The sequence below is a fragment of the Neisseria shayeganii genome (assembly GCF_014054965.1).
Classification (GTDB): Bacteria; Pseudomonadota; Gammaproteobacteria; order Burkholderiales; family Neisseriaceae; genus Eikenella; species Eikenella shayeganii.
Genome location: NZ_CP059567.1, coordinates 607,626 through 626,045, shown reverse-complemented (window position 1 = coordinate 626,045; position 18,420 = coordinate 607,626). Strand labels below are relative to the sequence as shown.

Genomic DNA, 18,420 nt, shown 5'->3' with positions numbered 1-18,420 from the left:
TTTTCAGGTAGCCTGCGCGGCCACAGGCTACCTGAACACACATCCGTCCAAAAAACAGATACCGCTATGAATACCATCAGAATCTTACTCACCGCACTACTCTGCTGGGTTTCGGCAGCAGCCGCCGCGCAGAGCGGCAGCTTCCAAACCTTCCGCTTTACTGCCCAAGACGGCCAAGAGCGGCCTTACATTGTCTATACCCCGCCCCACGTCGAGGCCGGCGAACCACGCCCCCTACTGGTGCACCTGCACGGCGCCATCGCTTCCCCGCAAATACGCAGCGACCCGCTGGCCAGCGTTCAACGCTCCAGCTTCCTCAAACTGGCCAATGCCGGCCGCTACTATGTGCTGTTTCCGTTCGGCCAAAAAGACGCCGGCTGGTTCGACCCCGTCGGCGTGAACATGGTGCTGGGCGAAGTGGACGCCGTACTGCGCGATTTCCCCGCCGCCGACCCCGACCGGGTCTTTCTCAGCGGCTTTTCCGACGGCGGCTCCGGCACCCTGTATCTGGCTGCCACCCATCCCGACCGCTTCGCCGGCTTCATCGCCATGAACGGCTCGTTGCCGGTGGCCGCCCATCTGGGCAGCACGCCCGTGTACCCGCAAAACTTCAACCGCAAGCCGCTCTACATCATCAATACCCGCAGCGATATGCTGTATCCGGCCGATATGATGCAGCCGGTGGCCGAAGAGTTGCGCCGCCACCATCCGAATCTCATTTTCAGCACGCCTGAAGGCGGCCACGATATGCGCTATTTGCCGCAAGAGATTCCCGCCCTGACCGCCTTCATCGACCGCCACCGCCGTCAAACCGCCACCCAATTGGTCTGGGAAAGCAGCGGCGAAGCAGCGAATGGCAGCGAATGGCTGCACATCGAACGCCTCAAGCCCCAAGCCACGCCGCAGGCATGGCACCGCCCCTACCGGCTGACCCTATTCAACAACAAAGCCTCATTCGGCATGGCCTTCGATCCTGCCTACCGCAACGGGCTGAAAGTGGCCGGCTTTGGCAAAGAAAACAGCACCGCGCAAAACATCGGCGTCCGCATCGGTGACATCGTGCTCAAAATGGGCGAAACCGCCATGAACCACCCTTACGCCCCCTATCTTTATTTGGCAGACAAACGGGCCGGCGACCCGGTGGACATCACCGTGTTGCGCGACGGCCGCGAAACCGTTTTGCGCGGCCGCTTCAACGAAGGCTACCACTATCAGGTATTCGAGAAGCAGCCGGTGTCGGGTAAAATCCGCGCCCGCATCGACCGCGGCCGCCTGCTGGTGGACACCTCCCGCGTCGCCGCTTTCCGCATCGACTTTTCCCGTTTGCCGCAGCCGGTGCACAGCATCGTCATCAACGGCAAAACGCACCCTGCGGCTTCCCTCAGCGGCAGCCAATTGTTTGAAACCGAATAACCCGGCCTGCCCACAGGCTACCTGAAAGGACATCCATGAAAAAAATCCTCCTGCCCGCCCTCTTGGCCGCACTGCTGCCTCTGGCACAGGCGCAAACGCCCGCCCAAGCGCGCATCGTTACCCTCAGCCCGGACGTGACCGATGTAGTGGTGGCGCTGGGCGCCACCCATCAAATCGTCGGCCGCGACCAAACCGCCACCCATCCGGCCGTCAAAAACGTGCCCAATATCGGCATCCACCGCCAGCTCACCGTCGAGCCGATTGCGGCCGTCCGCCCCACCTTGGCCATCGGCTCCTGGATGGCGCAGCCGGCCGGCATTTACAGCCACCTCAACCGCGTCGGCATCAAAGCCGTCAATGTGGCGCCGGATGACAGCATCAACGCTTATCCGGCCAGCATCCGCCAAATCGGCCAACTGATCGGCAAAACCCGCGAAGCCGACACGCTGGCTGCACGCTGGCAAAGCGGCGTCAGCCAGCTCCCCGCCACCGGCAAGCGCTACCTGATGAGCTATGACGGCCGCTTGGTGGCCGGCCGCAACACCGCCGCCGACGAACTCATCCGCCGCGCCGGCGGCATCAATGCCGCCGCCAATATCGACGGCATCAAACCCCTCAACCGCGAAGCCTGGATCGCCGCCAAACCCGACGTCATCATCATTGCCGAACACAACAGCCACCTGATCGGCGGCGTCGGCCAGTTTGCCGCCCGCCCCGAAGTGGCCGGCAGCCCCGCTGCGCAAACGCGCAACATCCATCTGTGGCCGGCCAACGACTTCTTCCGCTACGGTTTGGATACGCCCCAAGTCTTGCGCCGACTGCACAATCTCGGCCGCGCCCGCCGCTGAGCTGCCTGAGGCCGCCCTCCCCGCCAAGCACCCGCCGCCAACGCGGCCGGCTTGGCGGGCCTGTTTTCCCGCTCTTCAACCCATTTACCCATGAAAACACCGCTTATTTTCGCCGCCTGCCTCGGCCTGACGGCCGCGCTGGTTTGGTTTGCCACCGGCATCGGTTTCGGCACCTGGGCGGCACCGCACACTTTGGAACAGATGATTCTCGATATCCGCCTGCCCCGTGTCGGCACCGCCCTTTTGGTCGGCGGCGCGCTGGCGGCCGCCGGTGCCGGTTTACAGGCCCTGTTTGAAAACCCGCTGGCCGACCCGAGCCTGATCGGCACTTCGGGCGGCGCGGCGCTGGGCGTGATCAGCGTATTGGCTTTCGGCTGGGGCGGCATCGGCGTGCCGCTGGCCGCCTTTGCCGGCGCATTGGCGGTCTGCCTGCTGATCCTCGCCACCCACCGCCTGTTCGGCGGCGGCACCTTTGGCCTCTTGATTATGGGTTTGATCGTCAGCGCCTTTTGTGGTGCCGCCGTCAGCCTGATTCTGTTTTTATCCGACGATTTGGTCCTGCGCAGCGCCACCGTGTGGCTGGCCGGCAGCCTGGCCGAAGCCGGCTTCACCTCCCCCTATTACGCCCTGGCCGCCATGCTGGCGGGGCTGGCTTTGCTGTGGCTGGCCGGCCGACGCTTGGACGGTTTGATGTTGGGCGAAGAAACCGCCGTCAGCATGGGCATTGCGGTGGGCGCTTTGCGCGTGCAAACCGTACTGGCGGCCGCTCTGCTCACCGCCGCCGCCGTTTCCCTGTCCGGCATCATCGGTTTTCTGGGCATGATGGTGCCCAATATTCTGGCTGCTGCGGTAGGCGGCTCCCGGCGCAAGCTGGTGCTGCTCTCCGCCTGGCTGGGCGGCGTGTTTCTGCTCACCGTCGACAGCGCAGCCCGTTGGCTGACCTACCCCGTCGATTTGCCGGTCGGCATTGTGATTTCCCTGCTGGGCGGGCCGTTTTTCCTGTGGCTGTTTTTGCAGTCGCTGCACCGCAGAAAGGGTTGATATGCACACGCCGCTGTTTCGTCTTCCTCCGCTTACCGTGGCCCCGCAAGGCCGCATCATTCTGCAAACCGATGCCGACACCGACATCCCGCAAGGCTGCCACACCGCCGTCATCGGCCCCAACGGCGCCGGCAAATCCACCTTGCTCAAAGCCCTGCTCGGCCGTTTTCAGTGTCCGCTCTCGCTGCTCGGTCGCGATGCCGCGCCGCAAATCAAGGCCGGCCAAGTGGCTTGGGTGGCGCAAAACGGACGCTACAACCTGCCGATGACCGTACGCGAATACGCCGCGCTCGGCCGGCGCAGCGGCGGCCTGTTTCAAGCCGATGCGCCCGATCACGGACTGCTCGACAGCCTGCTTGGCCAATTCGACCTCAGCCACTTGGCCGGCAAACGCATCGACACCCTGTCCGGCGGCGAACAACAGCGGGCCAATATCGTACGCGCACTGATGCAGCAGGCCGCCGCCATTTTGCTGGACGAACCCTGCAACCACCTCGACATCCGCCACCAACACCAGCTGATGCACTATCTGCACACCCGGCGCGACACATTCAGCGCGGTGATGGTGCTGCACGACCTCAACCTCGCCGCCGCCTACGCCGACCACATCATCCTGATGAATCAGGGGCGCATCGTGGCACAGGGCAGCGTGGACGAAGTGATGCAGGCAGAGCGCCTCAGCGATATCTACCAATGGCCGATCAGCCGCCGGCAAAACGAAGAGGGCGTCTTCTTCACCATGCGGCCGGTTATCTGACTGAGCGCCGGGCGCAAAACCGTGCGGGCTACCTGAAAACCTTTTCAGGTAGCCCGCATCTTAATATCTGCCCAACAAGCGGCAGCCTGAGACCTTTGCAAAACCCTCATCTGCGGCGCATTTCTGCGTTGTGCGTTTATGCCCTATGGGTACTGCCCGCTCGCTTGCCTATCTATGTGATATGTCTTTCCCATGGGAATTCCTGCGTTCACGCTCGCTGCGCTGCTACGCCTTGAACTACATCCACATCTGAGGGTTTTGCAAAGGTCTCAGCCTCTGTTTTCATCCAGCCGTTCAAATCCCCAACCAAGGCACAATCCAAGGCGCGAGAAAAGACGTGAGCACGCCGTTGAAAATCAAACCCAGCGTGGCATAAGCAGCAAACTTTCCGCCCACCTCCAGGCTGGCCGCAATGCCCATGGCGTGCGACGCAGTGCCTTGCGCCAGGGCGTGCGAAATACGGTTGCGGATGCCGCTGCGGCGCAGCAGCCAAAACCCGGCCATCTGCCCGGTCAGCCCGGCCAAAATCACGCCGGAAGCACTGATCGAAGGAATGCCGCCCAGCACCTGGGTGATGTCCAGCGCAATCGGCAGCGTCACCGACTTGGCCGCCAACGCCATGCTCACCTCGCGGCTGGCGCCCAACCAATGGGCGAAACACACGCCCGACACAATGCCCACCACGCTGCCCACCAGCTGCGAGACCACAATCGGCAGCCACTGTTTGCGGATTTTCGGCCACTGCTGATACAGCGGCACCGCCAAGCACACCACCGCCGGCTGCAGCCAAAACGCGGCATATTGGCCGGCCTGCCAAAACGCCTCGTAGCTGGTTTCCGTCAGCTTCAGGTAGCCGATCATCAGCAGGGTGCCGATGAGCACCGGATTGGCCAAAGGGTTGCCGGTGCGGCGGCGGATGGTCATGCACAGCCAATAAATGCTGACCAGCATCAGCAACAGCCAGGCCGGATTGGCCGCCATCTCCTTCATCGCCTTTTCCTCATCAGCTCATGGGTTTTCGCGCTCGCCAGCAACACCAAAATGCTGCTGGCAATCGTGGCCAGCGTGATCGACCAAAAATCGCGCGCAATCAGATCCAAGTGATCCATCAGCGCCACACAGGGCGGAATCAGCAGCAGCATCAGGTTCTGCATCAGAAAGTCGGTAATCTGTTTGAACCACTCGGCCTTTACCCAACCGAGCTGCAACAGCACAAACAATAACAACAGGCCGGGAATGCTGGCCGGCAGTTTCAAGCCCGTCAGGCGCACCAGCAGCTCGCCGGCGGCCAAACAGGCAAAAATAATGGCAAAGGCGCGGATCATGGGTTTTCCTATGGTGGTGAACGTCCGATATGCCCGGCGGCACAAAGGGCGGCATTGTACTCGGAGGCCCGGCCGAACAACAGCTGGGCGGACAGAAAACGCCGTCAGGCTACCTGAACAGTTTTCAGGTAGCCTGACGGCAGGCATCAAACGGTTTAATCACCCAAATCAATAACCCAAACGCTGGCAAATGGTGGACACCAGCCCGGCTTGGTTGAGGGTGTAGAAATGCAGGCCCGGCGCGCCTTGCTCAAGCAGGTGTTCGCACATTTCGGTTACCACGTCCAAGCCCAAAGCCTTGATGGAAGCGGTGTCGTCGGCATACGACTGTAATTTCAGACGCAGCCAGCGCGGGATTTCCGCGCCGCAGGTATCGGAGAAGCGTGCCAGCTTGGAAAAACTGGCAATCGGCATGATGCCCGGCACAATCGGAATCTCCACTCCGCGGCCGCGCACGTCATCGACAAAACGGAAATAGGCATCGGGGTTGAAGAAATACTGGGTAATCGCCGAGTCGGCGCCGGCCTTCACCTTGCGCACGAAATGGTTGATGTCGTCTTCCGCGCTGCGCGCCTGCGGGTGGAACTCGGGATAAGCCGCCACTTCGATATGGAACCAGTCGCCGAAATCTCGGCGGATCAGCTCCACCAATTCGTTGGCATAACGCAAACCGGAGCTGCCGGCGCCCATGCCGGAAGGAATGTCGCCGCGCAAGGCCACGATGTGGCGGATGCCCATATTTTTATAGATATGGAGAATATCCGACAACTCGGCTTCGTTCATGCCCACACAGGGCAGGTGCGGCGCCGCCGCCGTGCCTTCGGCCATGATGTCGTTCACCGCCTGCAAGGTGCCGTCGCGGGTAGAGCCGCCCGCACCGGAGGTGCAGGAAAAAAACGCCGGCCGGTATTGGCGCAGCTGCTTGCGGGTAATTTTCTGCTTTTCGCGCCCTTCGGGGGTGCGGGTGGGGAAAAACTCAAAACTCAGTGTATTTTTTTTCATCATCTGTATCCCGTACTAATGGCCGAACAGTAACGGTTTCGCTTGGTTTGCGCAATCGCTGCGCCCTGAAAAATCTGCGGCCGTCCATGAATCAGATTCATCCACCAATCTGCCTTTGCGCCGCATGCGATGCCGCCTGCCGGGCTTTCAGGTAGCCTATCCACACAGGCTGCCGACTCGGCGTATAATGCGCCCCTTCCACACAGCGGATTTTGCAGGCGGTATTGGCTGCGGCGGCAGTACCGCCTGCAAAATCCGATTTTCAGGAATAGCTGTCATGCAAATTGCCAATCAAATCCGGCCGGCCGACGCAAGCGCGCGACCGCCCGAAACCATACTCGTCAACATCACCCCGCAAGAAACGCGCGTCGCCCTGTTGGAAGAAAACACCGTCTGCGAGCTGCACATCGACCGCAACAGCGGCCACGGCTTGGTGGGCAATATTTATTTGGGCGTGGTGCGCCGCGTGCTGCCCGGCATGCAAAGCGCCTTCATCGACATCGGCCTCGAACGCGCCGCCTTTTTGCACATTGTCGATTTATTGGAACAGCGGCAGAAACCCGAAGAAACCCAGCGTATCGAACACATGCTGTTTGAAGGGCAAACCCTCTTGGTGCAGGTCATCAAAGACCCGATCAACAGCAAAGGCGCCCGGCTCTCCACCCAAATTTCGCTGGCCGGCCGTTTTCTGGTGTATCTGCCGCAAGACGACCACATCGGGGTTTCCCAACGCATCGAAGACGAAAACGAACGCAACGAATTGCGCAACCGCCTGCAAAACCTGCTGCCGGAAGAAGGCAGACGCGGCTACATCATCCGCACCAGCGCGGAAAACGCCAGCGACGAAGAGTTGCAGGCCGACATCGATTATTTGGGCAAACTGTGGCAAAACATCCAGCACCAGGCCAAAACCAGCCCGCCCGAAACCATGCTTTACCGCGACCTGCCGCTGAGCCTGCGCGTGCTGCGCGATATGTTTCATGCCGGCACCGAAAAAATTCTGATCGACTCGGCCGAAAACCACGCCCAAATGCTGGGCTTCGCCCGTCAATATGTGCAGGGCGCCGCCGACATCATCGAGCATTACCACGGCGACAAGCCGCTGTTTGAGCTGTACGCGGTCGAGCAGGAAATCAATCTGGCGCTGCAACCGCGCGTCAACCTCAATTTCGGCGGCTACCTGATCATCGAATCCACCGAAGCGATGACCACCATCGATGTCAACACCGGCGGTTTCGTCGGCTCGCGCAATTTCGACGAAACCATTTTCAAAACCAATTTGGAAGCCTGCCACGCCATCGCCCGCGAATTGCGTTTGCGCAATTTGGGCGGCATCATCATCATCGATTTCATCGATATGGCCGGCGAAGAACACCGCCAGGCGGTACTGGCCGAACTGGCCAAAGCGCTCAGTTTCGACCGCACCCGCGTTACCCTCAACGGCTTCACCAGCCTCGGCTTGGTGGAGCTCACCCGCAAACGCGCGCGCGAAAACCTCAACCACATCCTGTGCGAACCATGCCCCGCCTGCAAAGGGCGCGGCCGCATGAAAACCGCGCAAACCGTGTGCTACGAAATCCAGCGCGAAGTGGTGCGCGAAGCCCGCCGTTTCGATGCGCGCGAATTCCGCATCCTCGCCGCTCCGCCGGTCATCGATCTTTTTCTCGACGAAGAATCGCAATCCTTGGCCATGCTGATCGACTTCATCGGCAAGCCGGTTTCCCTGGCAGTGGAAAACAGCTATACGCAGGAACAATTCGATATCGTCTTGTTGTAAAAAGACACCCCGTCCGTTCGCCTGCCGTATTTTCCCGCTGCCGAGTTTGGGCGTGCCGCTTGAGCAGGACTATAATTTCCTGGCCAACCGGCGGTTTTGACCAGCAAAGAGGGAGAACGGCATGAAAAGGTTTTGCTTGATGTGTCTGATGGCGGGCAGCATGGCTTACGCCCAAGCGGAAGAAGTATGCAAAGTCACCGACCCCACCGGCACCCCGCTCAACGTACGCGCCGCCCCCAACGGCATGGTACAGGGCAAGCTGCGCAATTTCACCCGCGTCACCATTGTCGATTACGACAGCGACGACAAGGGCAACGAATGGGCTTATGTGCGCTGGCAAGGCCAGCCTTTGCGCCGCGACCGCCGCGTCAGCCCGAACAAAGGCCACGAAGGCTGGGTGTTCCGCGAATTCATCAGCTGCTACGAGCGCTGATCCGTCCGCCGAAACACCGCAGGCTACCTGAAACCGCTGCTGCTTGGTTTCAGGTAGCCTGCACATTTTCCCCTTACCCCGCCAAGCCGCTCCCCACTTCTCCTCAAGGCTACCTGAAAGCATGACCCTACCCGATTACGAAAGCAGCCGCACCCTGTGGCAAACCATACTCGCCGAAACCCACGAAGCCGCCGCCGGCGAGCCGATGCTGGCCAGCTTCCTGCACCAAACCGTGCTGCGTCACAGCAGTCTCGACCGCGTGCTGGCCTTCCATCTGTCCAGCAAACTCGCCAGCCCGGTGATGGACAGCCGCGCCCTGTATGAAATCTTCTTCCAGGCGCTCAGCAGCGACACCCGCATTTCCAAAGCCATGCAGGCCGACATCATCGCCCACTACCAGCGCGACCCCGCCTGCGACGCCTACTACCAGCCCCTGCTCTACTACAAAGGCTTCCACGCCGTGCAGGCCCACCGCATCAACCATTGGCTGTGGCAGCACGGCCGCAAAACCCTAGCCTACTTCCTGCAAAACCGTGCCTCCGAAGTGTTCGGCGTCGATATCCATCCCGCCGCCCGCTTCGGCTACGGCATCATGGTTGATCACGGCACCGGCCTGGTGGTGGGCGAAACCGCCGTCTTGGGCAACGATATTTCCATTCTGCACGGCGTTACCTTGGGCGGCTCGGGCAAAGAAAGCGGCGACCGCCACCCGAAAATCGGCGACGGCGTGATGATTGGCGCCAACGCCTCGATTTTGGGCAACATCCGCGTACACGAATGCGCCAAAATCGGCGCCGGCAGCGTGGTGGTGGAAGACGTACCCGCCCACACCACCGTAGTCGGCGTGCCCGCCCGCGCAGTCGGCCAATCCTCCGCGCGCCCGTCCGACGACATGGACCAAAGCCTGCAGGCTTGAGTGTTGCCCGCAAAGAGGCCAAGCAAAACACGCTGTTTCGGGCGCCGTCATGAGCGGTTTGCAATAATCAGGCTACCTGAAAGCCAATCAAAGCAAAGCGATGCTTTCAGGTAGCCACTCTGTCGGCTGTGTTGAATCTTTAAGGAGCATCCGATGAAACCTCCCTCTCCGGCCCTGTTCTGCCTGTGCGCCTGTTTCCTCAGCGCCTGCAACCCACCCGCCCAAGCACCGGCGGAAACATCTGCCGCCGCCACGCCCGCTTCCGAACCGGCAACCGCAGCATCTGCCCCCATCGATCCGATGCCGGCCGACCTGTTCCAGCAATTTGCCTGGCGCACACGCCAAGTGCAAAACGCACTGCAACACGCCACGCCCGAACAGGCCGCCGCCCTCTACCGCCAACATCAACAAGACACCCGCTCCCTGCTGCAAACCCTAAACCAGCAGGAAGAAGCTTTCCTCGCGCACGACTACCACAACATGATGGAATACGACACCGAAAGCGACAGCCATCGGCCCAACGCCGAACTGCGGGAAAAACAGCGCCGGCTGGCCGCTTTGGGCCTGCAATACGAACATGTCGGCGAAGGCATCATCCTGATTTCGGTGCTGCCCGACTACTACCTGCGCCTGTTCGAGCAGCACTTGCCTGCCGACGAACGCGACTTCCTCCGCCTGCAAACCAAACACAAGCAACCAGCCGCCGAAGATGCCGGCTTAGCCCTCAGTTGGGATCAATTGGGCGAGCGTTTGCACGAATGGGAAGACTGGCTGCAACAGCATCCCGACAGCCCGCGGCAAGCGCCAGCGAACTGCCAGTACCGCCGGCACCAAGCATTGTATCTGGAAGGCATCGACAACACCCCCGCCACCGATCATCAAGGGCGGCTCTTGCCTGAAGTGAAGCGGTCTTGGCAAGCATTTGCACAAACCCATCCCAACAGCGACACCACCCGCCTGATTGAATCGCTGCTGGCCGAACCGTTCCTCACACCGGCCGTTCTGCAAAAAAACCTGACCGACCTACATCAGGCTTTGGATGCCTGCGCCGAGCAGGAAGAATAAAACACGCCAACATGAAGGCTACCTGAAAAAGGAGGCTGAACCGGTGCAGCCCCCTTTTTTGTATGCAGTGCTTGCTCAGCGTCGTCTTTTGCGGTCTTTTTCCGCCAATGCCGCCGAAATCTGCTCGCGCTCGATATGCTCCTGCGCCGCCTGCAAGGTATCGGCCACGAAATCGATATGCCGCCTGGCCACGGCAGCGGCAGCATCCGGCTCGCCGCTGGCGATGGCATGAAAAATAGCACGATGCTGGCCGTGCAGGTCTTCTTTGGCCGAAGTGTAGCTGAACATATTGGCCAGATTGCTTTGCGTATGCCGGTGAATCATCAGCAACAAGCTGGCGGCCAGGTGGGAGAACAAAGTGTTGTGGGCGGCATCGGCGATCGCCTGGTGGAAAGCCACATCCGCTTCGGCCTGACGCACCAAATCCTGCCGCTCGTGCGCCGCTTCCAGCTCCAACAGCCAATATTGCAAGCGCGCCAAATCCGTTTCCGTGCGCCGCTCGGCCGCCAACGCGGCCAAAGTGGCTTCGATATGGCGGCGGAAGTCCAACACATCTTGCCGCAAATAATCATGCCGTTGAATCAGACTTTGCCAAGAGCTGAGAAAATCGGTATGCAAGTCTTCGCTCACATAATGTCCGCCACCGGGCTTGCTGAACGTCAGCCCGCGCGTGGACAGGGTTCTCAAAGCATCGCGCACCGGCGGACGCGACACCCCGAACTCTTCCGCCAGCAGCCGCTCGGCCGGCAGGCGCGAGCCCACCGGATAAATGCCGGACAAAATACGCTCTTCCAAAACCGAGCTGATCTGCTCAGACAGCTTTTGCGCCTTCACAATAGTATTTTGACTCATCTATCAACCGTTTCTGCCGCCCTGCCTGACCCAAGAACGGATGTCTATCGGGTTTTCAAGGCGTTATTTTCATTCAATATTCGAATAATATATTTTCATGCTATTGTTTTGCGTGCATTTTCCGGGGCGAAAATTTACGCAGGAAACATTGACCAAAATGTAATTTTTTCTTAAAGTATGGTCAAGACCGATAAATTGGTATTACCAATTTACCAGTCAGCATACCAAAACTACCGGCTTCTGCCAAATCCGGTTTTTTGTTTTTCAACCTTCCTCTGCATTTGGAGCAATTATGGGCATCATGCATACCCTGTTTGCGATTGCGCCTATTTTCACCGTCTTCCTGCTGTTGGTGGTGATGCGGCGTTCCGCTACCCTGTCCATGGCTGCCGCTTACGGCGTGACCGCTCTGCTCGCTTTATTGGTTTGGGGCGCACCCGGCAATAAAGTGGCAGCCGCCACCGCCAACGGCGTCATCGTCGCCCTCACCCTTCTTTTCATCGTGTTCGGTGCCATCCTGCTGCTGAACACCTTGCGCGAAAGCGGCGCGCTCAAATCGATCCGCCGCGGTTTTATGGACATCTCTCCTGACCGCCGCATTCAGGTGATCATTGTTGCCTGGCTGTTCGGCTCGCTGATTGAAGGCTCGTCCGGCTTCGGCACCCCGTCTGCCGTGGGCGCGCCCCTGCTGCTGGCTTTGGGCTTCCCCGCCATGGCTGCCGTGATGTCGGTCTTGATCATCCAATCTACGCCGGTATCGTTCGGTGCGGTCGGCACCCCGATTCTGTTGGGCGTGAAAACCGGCATCTCCACCGACGGCGTGGCCGAGCAGATTGCCCCCATCAGCCCGGAGCAGTACCTGCTTGACATCACTTCCAACGTCGGTCTGCTGCACGCCAGCGTGGGCATTCTGATTCCCTTGCTGCTGTGCGGTCTGCTCACGCGCTATTTCGGCGAGAAACGCTCTTTCCGCGAAGGCCTCGGCGTTTGGAAATTCGCCATTTTCGCCGGCTTGGCGTTCACCGTACCCTACTACCTAGTGGCCCGCTTCCTCGGCCCAGAATTCCCCTCTATGATCGGCGGTTTCCTCGGCCTGATGATTGTGGTGCCGGCGGCCAAAAAAGGTTTCCTGCAACCGAAAGAAGTGTTTGATTTCCCCGAACGCAGCAAATGGGAAAGCACTTGGATCGGCTCTTTGGCCGAGGACGACCAACACGACGACAAGCCCACGTTCTCCGTGTTCCGCGCCTTCTCGCCCTATCTGATCGTGATCGCGCTCTTGATCCTCACCCGCACCGTGAAGCCGCTGAAAGCCTTCCTCACCGGCGACTACACCACCATCACCCTGAGCGAGCTGTTCGGCAGCAGCATTACCAGCAAAATCCAGCTGGCCTACTCGCCCGGCGCCATCTTGATTGTGGTGTCCCTGCTGTGTATCGTGATTTTCGGCATGAATGCCAAATCCTTTATGCGCGGCTGGCGCAACTCCGGCAAAACCATGATCGCGGCCGCACCCGCGCTGCTGTTGTCCGTGCCCATGGTGCAGGTATTCATCCACTCCGGTTCCGGCGTAGAAGGCGCCCTGCCCGCCATGCCCATGGTATTGGCGCAAAGCGCGGCTGCCGCGTTCAGCAATATTTGGCCGAACGTTTCGCCTTGGATCGGCGCCTTGGGTGCGTTTATCGCCGGCTCGAACACCGTATCCAATATGATGTTCTCCTACTTCCAATTCTCCACCGCCACGCAAATCGGCTTTACGCCTGATTTGGCCGGCTATGTGGTCGCCCTGCAAGCCATCGGCGGCGCCGCCGGCAATATGATTGCCGTGCACAACGTGGTGGCGGCGGCGGCCGTGGTGGGCATGATCAGCCGCGAAGGCGAAGTGATCCGCAAAACCCTGATCCCGATGGTGTACTATGTGGTGCAGGCCGGCTTTATCGGCCAGGCACTGATCACCGGCGGCGGCGTGGTTTGGATTGCCCTGGCGCTGATTTGGCCGCTGGTTTACTTCGGCTTCCTCGCCCGCAAATAAACCATCCGTGTAGAACACAGCCCCCGATGCTTCGGGGGCTGTTTTCATGCGCACGCCGCAAACTCGCTTGGACTCCCAGTTCAGGCTACCTGAAACCGATTTTCCTCCCCGCCGCTTTATCGCCTGACAATACAGACTTTTGGAAACCTGCCACACTGCCCGCAGCCATGCTATGCTGCGGGCAGCTTTTCAAACTACCGCTCAGGAACTTGCCATGAAATTTTCACGCAGAAAAACCGCCTTGCTTAGCCTATGGGCGCTCATCCCGTGGACGGCACACTCGGAAACGCTTGCCCCCTTACTGCCGGATCACATCGCCAGCCTGGAAATTTATGCGGCAGGCGGCAATTTCCAAACCTACGCACCGTACCGCATTGATGATGTCAACGGCATTCCCGGCCTGAAATCGATGGCAGGCGGCGGTGTGCTGGTACGGCACATCACCATACAAGATGCCGCCTTGCGCGATGCAACGCTGGCGCGCCTGCGGGCCGTGCGCATACAGCCGGTCGAATCGAAAATCGGTTATGAAAAATGCCAATACCGCGCCAACCCCTTGGGTGCATGGATGCTGGGCGGTCAGACCATGCTGGTGCTGTGGCAACCGGTGGATTTCCTCAAATTAGGCGGCAACAGCACTGCCTGCCTGCAAGTCGGCGACAAAGCGCATTGGTTCCAGGTATCGGACGCCGAAATATGGCAGGCCCTGCAACCGTTATGGCAACCATAAGGTTTCTGCACGGCTCACCGCCTGCCGCCCGGCAGACAGCATACAACGCCGCCAACACACGGCCCGAGACCTGAAACACAAAAAACGCCGGCTTGCCTTGTAGGCAATGCAGGCGTTTTTTAAATGTCGGTGTGCCGCGCAAAAGCAACGGCACAGCCTCGGCACATCAGGAAGCAAAGGTATCGCAACGCTCCGGATCGCCGCTATTCAAACCGCGGCGGAACCACTCCAAACGCTGGGCCGAAGTGCCGTGGGTAAAGCTGTCCGGCACGGCGTAACCTTGGCTGCGTTTTTGCAAACGGTCGTCGCCCACCGCCTCGGCCGCATTGAAGGCTTCTTCCAAATCGCCGGCCTCAAACAGGTTTCTTGCCTGCGCCCGGTTGGCCCACACGCCGGCCAGGCAGTCGGCCTGCAGCTCCAAACGCACCGACAGCTGATTGGCCTGCGCCTTGCCCACACGCTGCTGGGCGCGGTGCACCTGTTCCAAGGTGCCGCTCAAATGCTGCACATGATGGCCGACCTCGTGGGCAATCACATAGGCGAAAGCCGCATCGCCGTCAGCCCCCAGCTTGTGCCGCATATCATCGTAAAACGACAAATCCAAATACACTTTCTGGTCCGCCGGACAGTAAAACGGCCCCATCGCCGATTGCCCCGTACCGCAGGCCGTGGGCGTGCTGCCGCGGTACAACACCATTTTCGGCGCCACATAGCGCTGGCCGCGGCTTTGGAAATAGCTGCCCCAAGCATCCTCGGTGGTGGCCAGAATCTGGCTGGCAAACTGCGCCAGCTGCTCTTCTTGCGCACTGCTCTGCACGGCCTGTTGTTGGGTGGGCGGATTCAGCGCCCCGCCGCCGCCCACCAGGCCGCTCAAATCGTAACCGTAATAGGCGCCGATCAGCACCACAATCAGGCCGATGATGCCCATCTTGCCGCCACCGCCGCCACCCGGGCCGCGCCCGCGCCGGTCTTCGACATTGCTGCTGCCGCGTTGGTTTCCCATTCTCATGGCTGTGTTTTCCTATCTTGTCTTGAATATTGTGTGTCGGTTTCAGGCTACCTGAAACCCCGAATCAAATGGCTGCCGTGGGCAAACCGCCATCCATATTTTTACCAATCGCTGCGTTTGATTTTGTCGAGCTGGCGGCGGTCGCGTTTGGTCGGGCGGCCGTCGGGATACGCCGCGCTGATGCGGCTGGCCTGATCCAGCGCTTTTTGTGCTTCGCGCTTGGCGATGGTGGCGCTGTCTTCCGCATACAGCGCCCGCGCTTCGGGCGCCGGGCGGCGTTGATGGTTGAGCGCCAGCACCTTGATTTTGTAGGGCAGCGAATTGAGCGTGAGGTCGATTTCGTCGCCCGCCACAATGATTTTGCTGTTTTTCACTTTGCTGCCGTTTACCTGCACGCGGCCCAACTCGATGTGCCGCTGGGCCAAGGCGCGGGTTTTGAAAAAACGCGCCGCCCACAGCCATTTGTCCAAGCGCATGCTGGTTTGTGATTCCGGTTTCATGCTTCGTTCATCCGCAGGATAAATGCCGCATTGTACCTGTATTCCCTGCTATGAGGGCGCAGCCCAAGCGCCTGCCGCCGGAAAATATCAGGCTACCTGAAAGCCGTTTTCCGCTTTCAGGTAGCCTGCGGCCGAAAGCCCGAATTAACGGGCAATGTCGCCGCGCATCACCACGCGGGCGTGCCAAGTGCCCACTTGGCACATATATTGGCCGCCCGACATGGGCTGGCGGTCGAAATAGCTGTGGAAATTGCTTACCCGGCCGCCGCCGCGGGAACGCGCGGTTTCCTGGAATTTACGCACTGCGTTGATGAAAGCGCGCTCGCAGGCGGCTTCGTCGGAGCGGTTGGACGCATTGGCCGACTGACGGGTGGTGAGGCCGGCGGCAATCACGCGGCCGCTGCGGCCGAAATGCACCGACACATCGGGATGAATCAGGCGGCGGGCTTCTTCGGTGGCCATCAGGCGGCGGCCGTCACAACGCAACAGCACGTTGCGGCCGCGGCCGGCGGTATCGCCGCGCACTTCGCGGCAAACGCCGTGGTGGTCGTTGCGCTCGCTGCGGCGGTTATCGCGCTGTTCCACATCGCGCACGGTGCGGGTTTCGGTGATGCCGCGCGAAGTGGTGGTTGTGGTGGTGCCGCGGTTGTTGCTGCACGCGCTCACGGCCAATACGGCCAACACGGCAGCGCCCAAGGGAAGCAGCTTAGACGGGGTCATGACGTTTCCTTTTCCTTTGTTTCTCAACGGTAGGGCCGCCGATTATACGGCAAATTTTTGTTTCATCCAGTAAAAACCGCCCCAAAAAACCCGCCTGCCGCCGCTTGTTTCAGCCCTGCCGCCGCGCCGCCATCCGCTGTCCGATACGCGCCAGTTCGGCCGGCGGAATCTGCGCCTCGCCTTGCGCAAACAGCTGTTCTTCCACCGGCATATGACGGGCATAGGCATCGGTAAAGCGCCGAATCAAATCGGCATCTGCCTCGGTATCGGCCGACAAGGCGGCCAAGTGGCGGTCTAAAGCGGCCCAAGAGCGGTGCAGCTCACCGTGTTCGGCTGCCAACGCATTCACCGCAACGGCGGCTTCGGGCGCATAGCGCAGCAGCAGCGGAAAAAAATCTTCTTCTTCGTCTTGATGATGCAGAGGGGCAGCGGTGTTGAAATAATGGCGGATCTGCTGCACCGCCTGCGCCGCTGCCGGGGTATAGCCATGTGCTTTCAGGTAGCCCGGCAGCCGGTTCAGCTGATCGCAGAAACGCCGTACCTTGTCATGGCAGGCACGCAGCATGGCGGTGGGTTCGTCGAAGGTGGCAGAGCGGATGCGGAATAAATCGTCCATGGCGGTTTTGCCGGCGGCGGCACTTTCAAGCGGCGGCCGTATCGGCTAAGATGCGGCCTCTGTTGAACAGGAGAAAACGAATGAGCGATATTGTGAATCAGGTGCGCGCCACGGCACAAGCTGCCCGAAAGGCTTATCTGGTGCTTGCCGGCGCGGAAACCGCGGCCAAAAACGCCGCCCTGCTGCGCCTGGCCGAACTGCTGGCCGAACACCGCGCCGACATCATGCGGGCCAATGCCCAAGACGTGGCCGCCGCCCGCGAAGCCGAACTTTCCGCCGCTCTGCTCGACCGGCTGGCCCTGAGCGAAGCGGCCATGGACGCCATGATCAGCGGCCTGCACCAAGTGGCCGCCCTGCCCGACCCCGTCGGCCAGATGGACGGCTTCACCACCCGTCCCAGCGGCATCCAAGTGGGCAAGATGCGGGTGCCGCTGGGCGTGATCGGCATGATTTACGAAGCCCGCCCCAACGTCACCGTAGAAGCCGCCTCGCTGTGCCTGAAATCCGGCAACGCCTGCATTCTGCGCGGCGGCAGCGAAGCCATCCGCTGCAACCGCGCCATCGCCCAACTGATCACCCGCGCCCTGCGCGAAAGCGGGCTACCCGAAAGCGCGGTTCAGCTCATCGACACCACCGACCGCGCCGCCGTGGGCGAAATGCTGAAGCTGAACGAATTCATCGACGTCATCATCCCGCGCGGCGGCAAAGGCTTGGTGGCGCGGGTAAGCGAAGAAGCCCGCATGCCGGTGATCAAGCATTTGGACGGCGTGTGCCATGTGTACATCGACATCGATGCCGATGCCGACAAAGCCTGCCAAATCGCCCTCAACGCCAAAACTTCCCGCTACGGCACCTGCAACACCATGGAAACCCTGCTCGTGCACCGCAACCGCGCCGCCGAACTGCTGCCGCGCCTGGCCGAGGCCTATCGGGAAAAAGGCGTGGAATTGCGCGGCTGCGGCGACACCCGCGCCCTCCTCGGCAGCGCCGACGTTCTGCCCGCCAGCGAAGACGACTGGTACGCCGAATACCTCGCCCCCGTGCTGGCGGTGAAAGTGGTGGACGACATGGAAGCCGCCATTGCCCACATCAACCACTACGGCAGCCACCACACCGACAGCATCGTCACCGAATCCTACACCCGCGCCCGCCAATTCCTGCGCCTGGTGGACAGCGCCAGCGTGATGGTGAACGCCAGCACCCGCTTTGCCGACGGCTTCGAATACGGCCTCGGCGCCGAAATCGGCATCTCCACCGACAAAATTCACGCCCGCGGCCCGGTGGGGCTGGAAGGGCTGACCGGACAAAAATGGGTGGTGCTGGGCAACGGCGAAATCCGCGTTTAAGAACCTACTTTTCACACTAAGGCGTGTCCCTAAGCACA

Annotated in this window: 19 protein-coding genes; 11 read left to right on the top strand and 8 right to left on the bottom strand. The window is 60.6% G+C overall.

Going from position 1 to position 18,420, the window contains the following annotated elements:
* Positions 1–66 precede the first annotated feature (66 nt).
* The 4 genes from H3L94_RS02995 to H3L94_RS02980 all read left to right on the top strand — a co-directional run bounded on the left by H3L94_RS02995 (position 67) and on the right by H3L94_RS02980 (position 4,059).
* The gene (locus H3L94_RS02995; protein ID WP_182122600.1) at positions 67–1,413 is read left to right on the top strand and encodes a carboxylesterase family protein; all 1,347 of its coding nucleotides are present in this window, start codon (positions 67–69) and stop codon (positions 1,411–1,413) included.
* Positions 1,414–1,448: 35 nt separating this feature from the next.
* The gene (locus H3L94_RS02990; RefSeq protein WP_182122599.1) at positions 1,449–2,261 is read left to right on the top strand and encodes a heme/hemin ABC transporter substrate-binding protein; all 813 of its coding nucleotides are present in this window, start codon (positions 1,449–1,451) and stop codon (positions 2,259–2,261) included.
* A gap of 90 nt (positions 2,262–2,351) precedes the next feature.
* Entirely contained in the window at positions 2,352–3,302 is a 951-nt protein-coding gene (locus H3L94_RS02985; RefSeq protein ID WP_009119353.1) for a FecCD family ABC transporter permease, read from the top strand.
* Between the two features lies 1 nt (position 3,303).
* Positions 3,304–4,059, top strand: coding sequence for an ABC transporter ATP-binding protein (locus H3L94_RS02980; RefSeq protein ID WP_182122598.1), 756 nt, complete (start codon positions 3,304–3,306; stop codon positions 4,057–4,059).
* Positions 4,060–4,353: 294 nt separating this feature from the next.
* On the opposite strand, the gene H3L94_RS02975 is transcribed toward H3L94_RS02980, so the two are convergent.
* From H3L94_RS02975 to metF, 3 genes are all read right to left on the bottom strand, one after another.
* Positions 4,354–5,049, bottom strand: a complete 696-nt coding sequence (locus tag H3L94_RS02975) for an LrgB family protein (RefSeq protein WP_009119355.1) — start codon at positions 5,047–5,049, stop codon at positions 4,354–4,356.
* Positions 5,046–5,384, bottom strand: coding sequence for a CidA/LrgA family protein (locus H3L94_RS02970; RefSeq protein WP_009119356.1), 339 nt, complete (start codon positions 5,382–5,384; stop codon positions 5,046–5,048). Before H3L94_RS02970 ends, H3L94_RS02975 begins: the two co-directional genes overlap by 4 nt.
* 168 nt (positions 5,385–5,552) lie before the next feature.
* Positions 5,553–6,386, bottom strand: a complete 834-nt coding sequence (gene metF / locus H3L94_RS02965; RefSeq protein ID WP_182123086.1) for a methylenetetrahydrofolate reductase [NAD(P)H] — start codon at positions 6,384–6,386, stop codon at positions 5,553–5,555.
* Positions 6,387–6,663: 277 nt separating this feature from the next.
* Here metF and rng point away from each other — a divergent pair, with 277 nt between their 5' ends.
* The 4 genes from rng to H3L94_RS02945 all read left to right on the top strand — a co-directional run bounded on the left by rng (position 6,664) and on the right by H3L94_RS02945 (position 10,577).
* On the top strand, positions 6,664–8,163 hold the full coding sequence (gene rng / locus H3L94_RS02960) for a ribonuclease G (protein WP_050797911.1): 1,500 nt from the start codon (positions 6,664–6,666) through the stop codon (positions 8,161–8,163).
* A gap of 121 nt (positions 8,164–8,284) precedes the next feature.
* Complete coding sequence (locus H3L94_RS02955) at positions 8,285–8,596, top strand: SH3 domain-containing protein (protein WP_244958822.1); 312 nt, start codon at positions 8,285–8,287, stop codon at positions 8,594–8,596.
* 121 nt (positions 8,597–8,717) lie between these two features.
* Positions 8,718–9,512, top strand: a complete 795-nt coding sequence (gene cysE, locus H3L94_RS02950; protein WP_182123084.1) for a serine O-acetyltransferase — start codon at positions 8,718–8,720, stop codon at positions 9,510–9,512.
* A 153-nt stretch (positions 9,513–9,665) separates the two neighbouring features.
* Positions 9,666–10,577 carry a hypothetical protein gene (locus H3L94_RS02945; RefSeq protein ID WP_182122597.1) on the top strand — a complete coding sequence of 304 codons (912 nt, stop codon included), beginning with the start codon at positions 9,666–9,668 and terminating at the stop codon, positions 10,575–10,577.
* 75 nt (positions 10,578–10,652) lie between these two features.
* On the opposite strand, the gene H3L94_RS02940 is transcribed toward H3L94_RS02945, so the two are convergent.
* Positions 10,653–11,429: a FadR/GntR family transcriptional regulator gene (locus H3L94_RS02940; protein WP_182122596.1), complete on the bottom strand. Its 777-nt coding sequence runs from the start codon at positions 11,427–11,429 to the stop codon at positions 10,653–10,655.
* 292 nt (positions 11,430–11,721) lie between these two features.
* Here H3L94_RS02940 and H3L94_RS02935 point away from each other — a divergent pair, with 292 nt between their 5' ends.
* Positions 11,722–13,461 carry an L-lactate permease gene (locus tag H3L94_RS02935; protein ID WP_220457315.1) on the top strand — a complete coding sequence of 580 codons (1,740 nt, stop codon included), beginning with the start codon at positions 11,722–11,724 and terminating at the stop codon, positions 13,459–13,461.
* 214 nt (positions 13,462–13,675) lie between these two features.
* Positions 13,676–14,191, top strand: a complete 516-nt coding sequence (locus H3L94_RS02930; RefSeq protein WP_182122595.1) for a hypothetical protein — start codon at positions 13,676–13,678, stop codon at positions 14,189–14,191.
* A gap of 166 nt (positions 14,192–14,357) precedes the next feature.
* Here H3L94_RS02930 and ypfJ read toward each other — a convergent pair whose 3' ends face one another.
* The 4 genes from ypfJ to H3L94_RS02910 form a co-directional block, all read right to left on the bottom strand.
* The gene (gene ypfJ / locus H3L94_RS02925; RefSeq protein WP_182122594.1) at positions 14,358–15,200 is read right to left on the bottom strand and encodes a KPN_02809 family neutral zinc metallopeptidase; all 843 of its coding nucleotides are present in this window, start codon (positions 15,198–15,200) and stop codon (positions 14,358–14,360) included.
* A 101-nt stretch (positions 15,201–15,301) separates the two neighbouring features.
* Positions 15,302–15,700 (bottom strand): RNA-binding S4 domain-containing protein, encoded by a 399-nt coding sequence (locus H3L94_RS02920; protein WP_182122593.1) that lies wholly within the window; start codon positions 15,698–15,700, stop codon positions 15,302–15,304.
* Between the two features lie 144 nt (positions 15,701–15,844).
* Positions 15,845–16,420, bottom strand: coding sequence for a hypothetical protein (locus H3L94_RS02915; protein ID WP_182122592.1), 576 nt, complete (start codon positions 16,418–16,420; stop codon positions 15,845–15,847).
* 109 nt (positions 16,421–16,529) lie between these two features.
* Complete coding sequence (locus H3L94_RS02910; protein ID WP_182122591.1) at positions 16,530–17,036, bottom strand: hemerythrin domain-containing protein; 507 nt, start codon at positions 17,034–17,036, stop codon at positions 16,530–16,532.
* A gap of 80 nt (positions 17,037–17,116) precedes the next feature.
* On the opposite strand from H3L94_RS02910, the gene H3L94_RS02905 reads away from it, so the two are divergent.
* Positions 17,117–18,382, top strand: a complete 1,266-nt coding sequence (locus tag H3L94_RS02905; protein WP_182122590.1) for a glutamate-5-semialdehyde dehydrogenase — start codon at positions 17,117–17,119, stop codon at positions 18,380–18,382.
* Positions 18,383–18,420 lie beyond the last annotated feature (38 nt).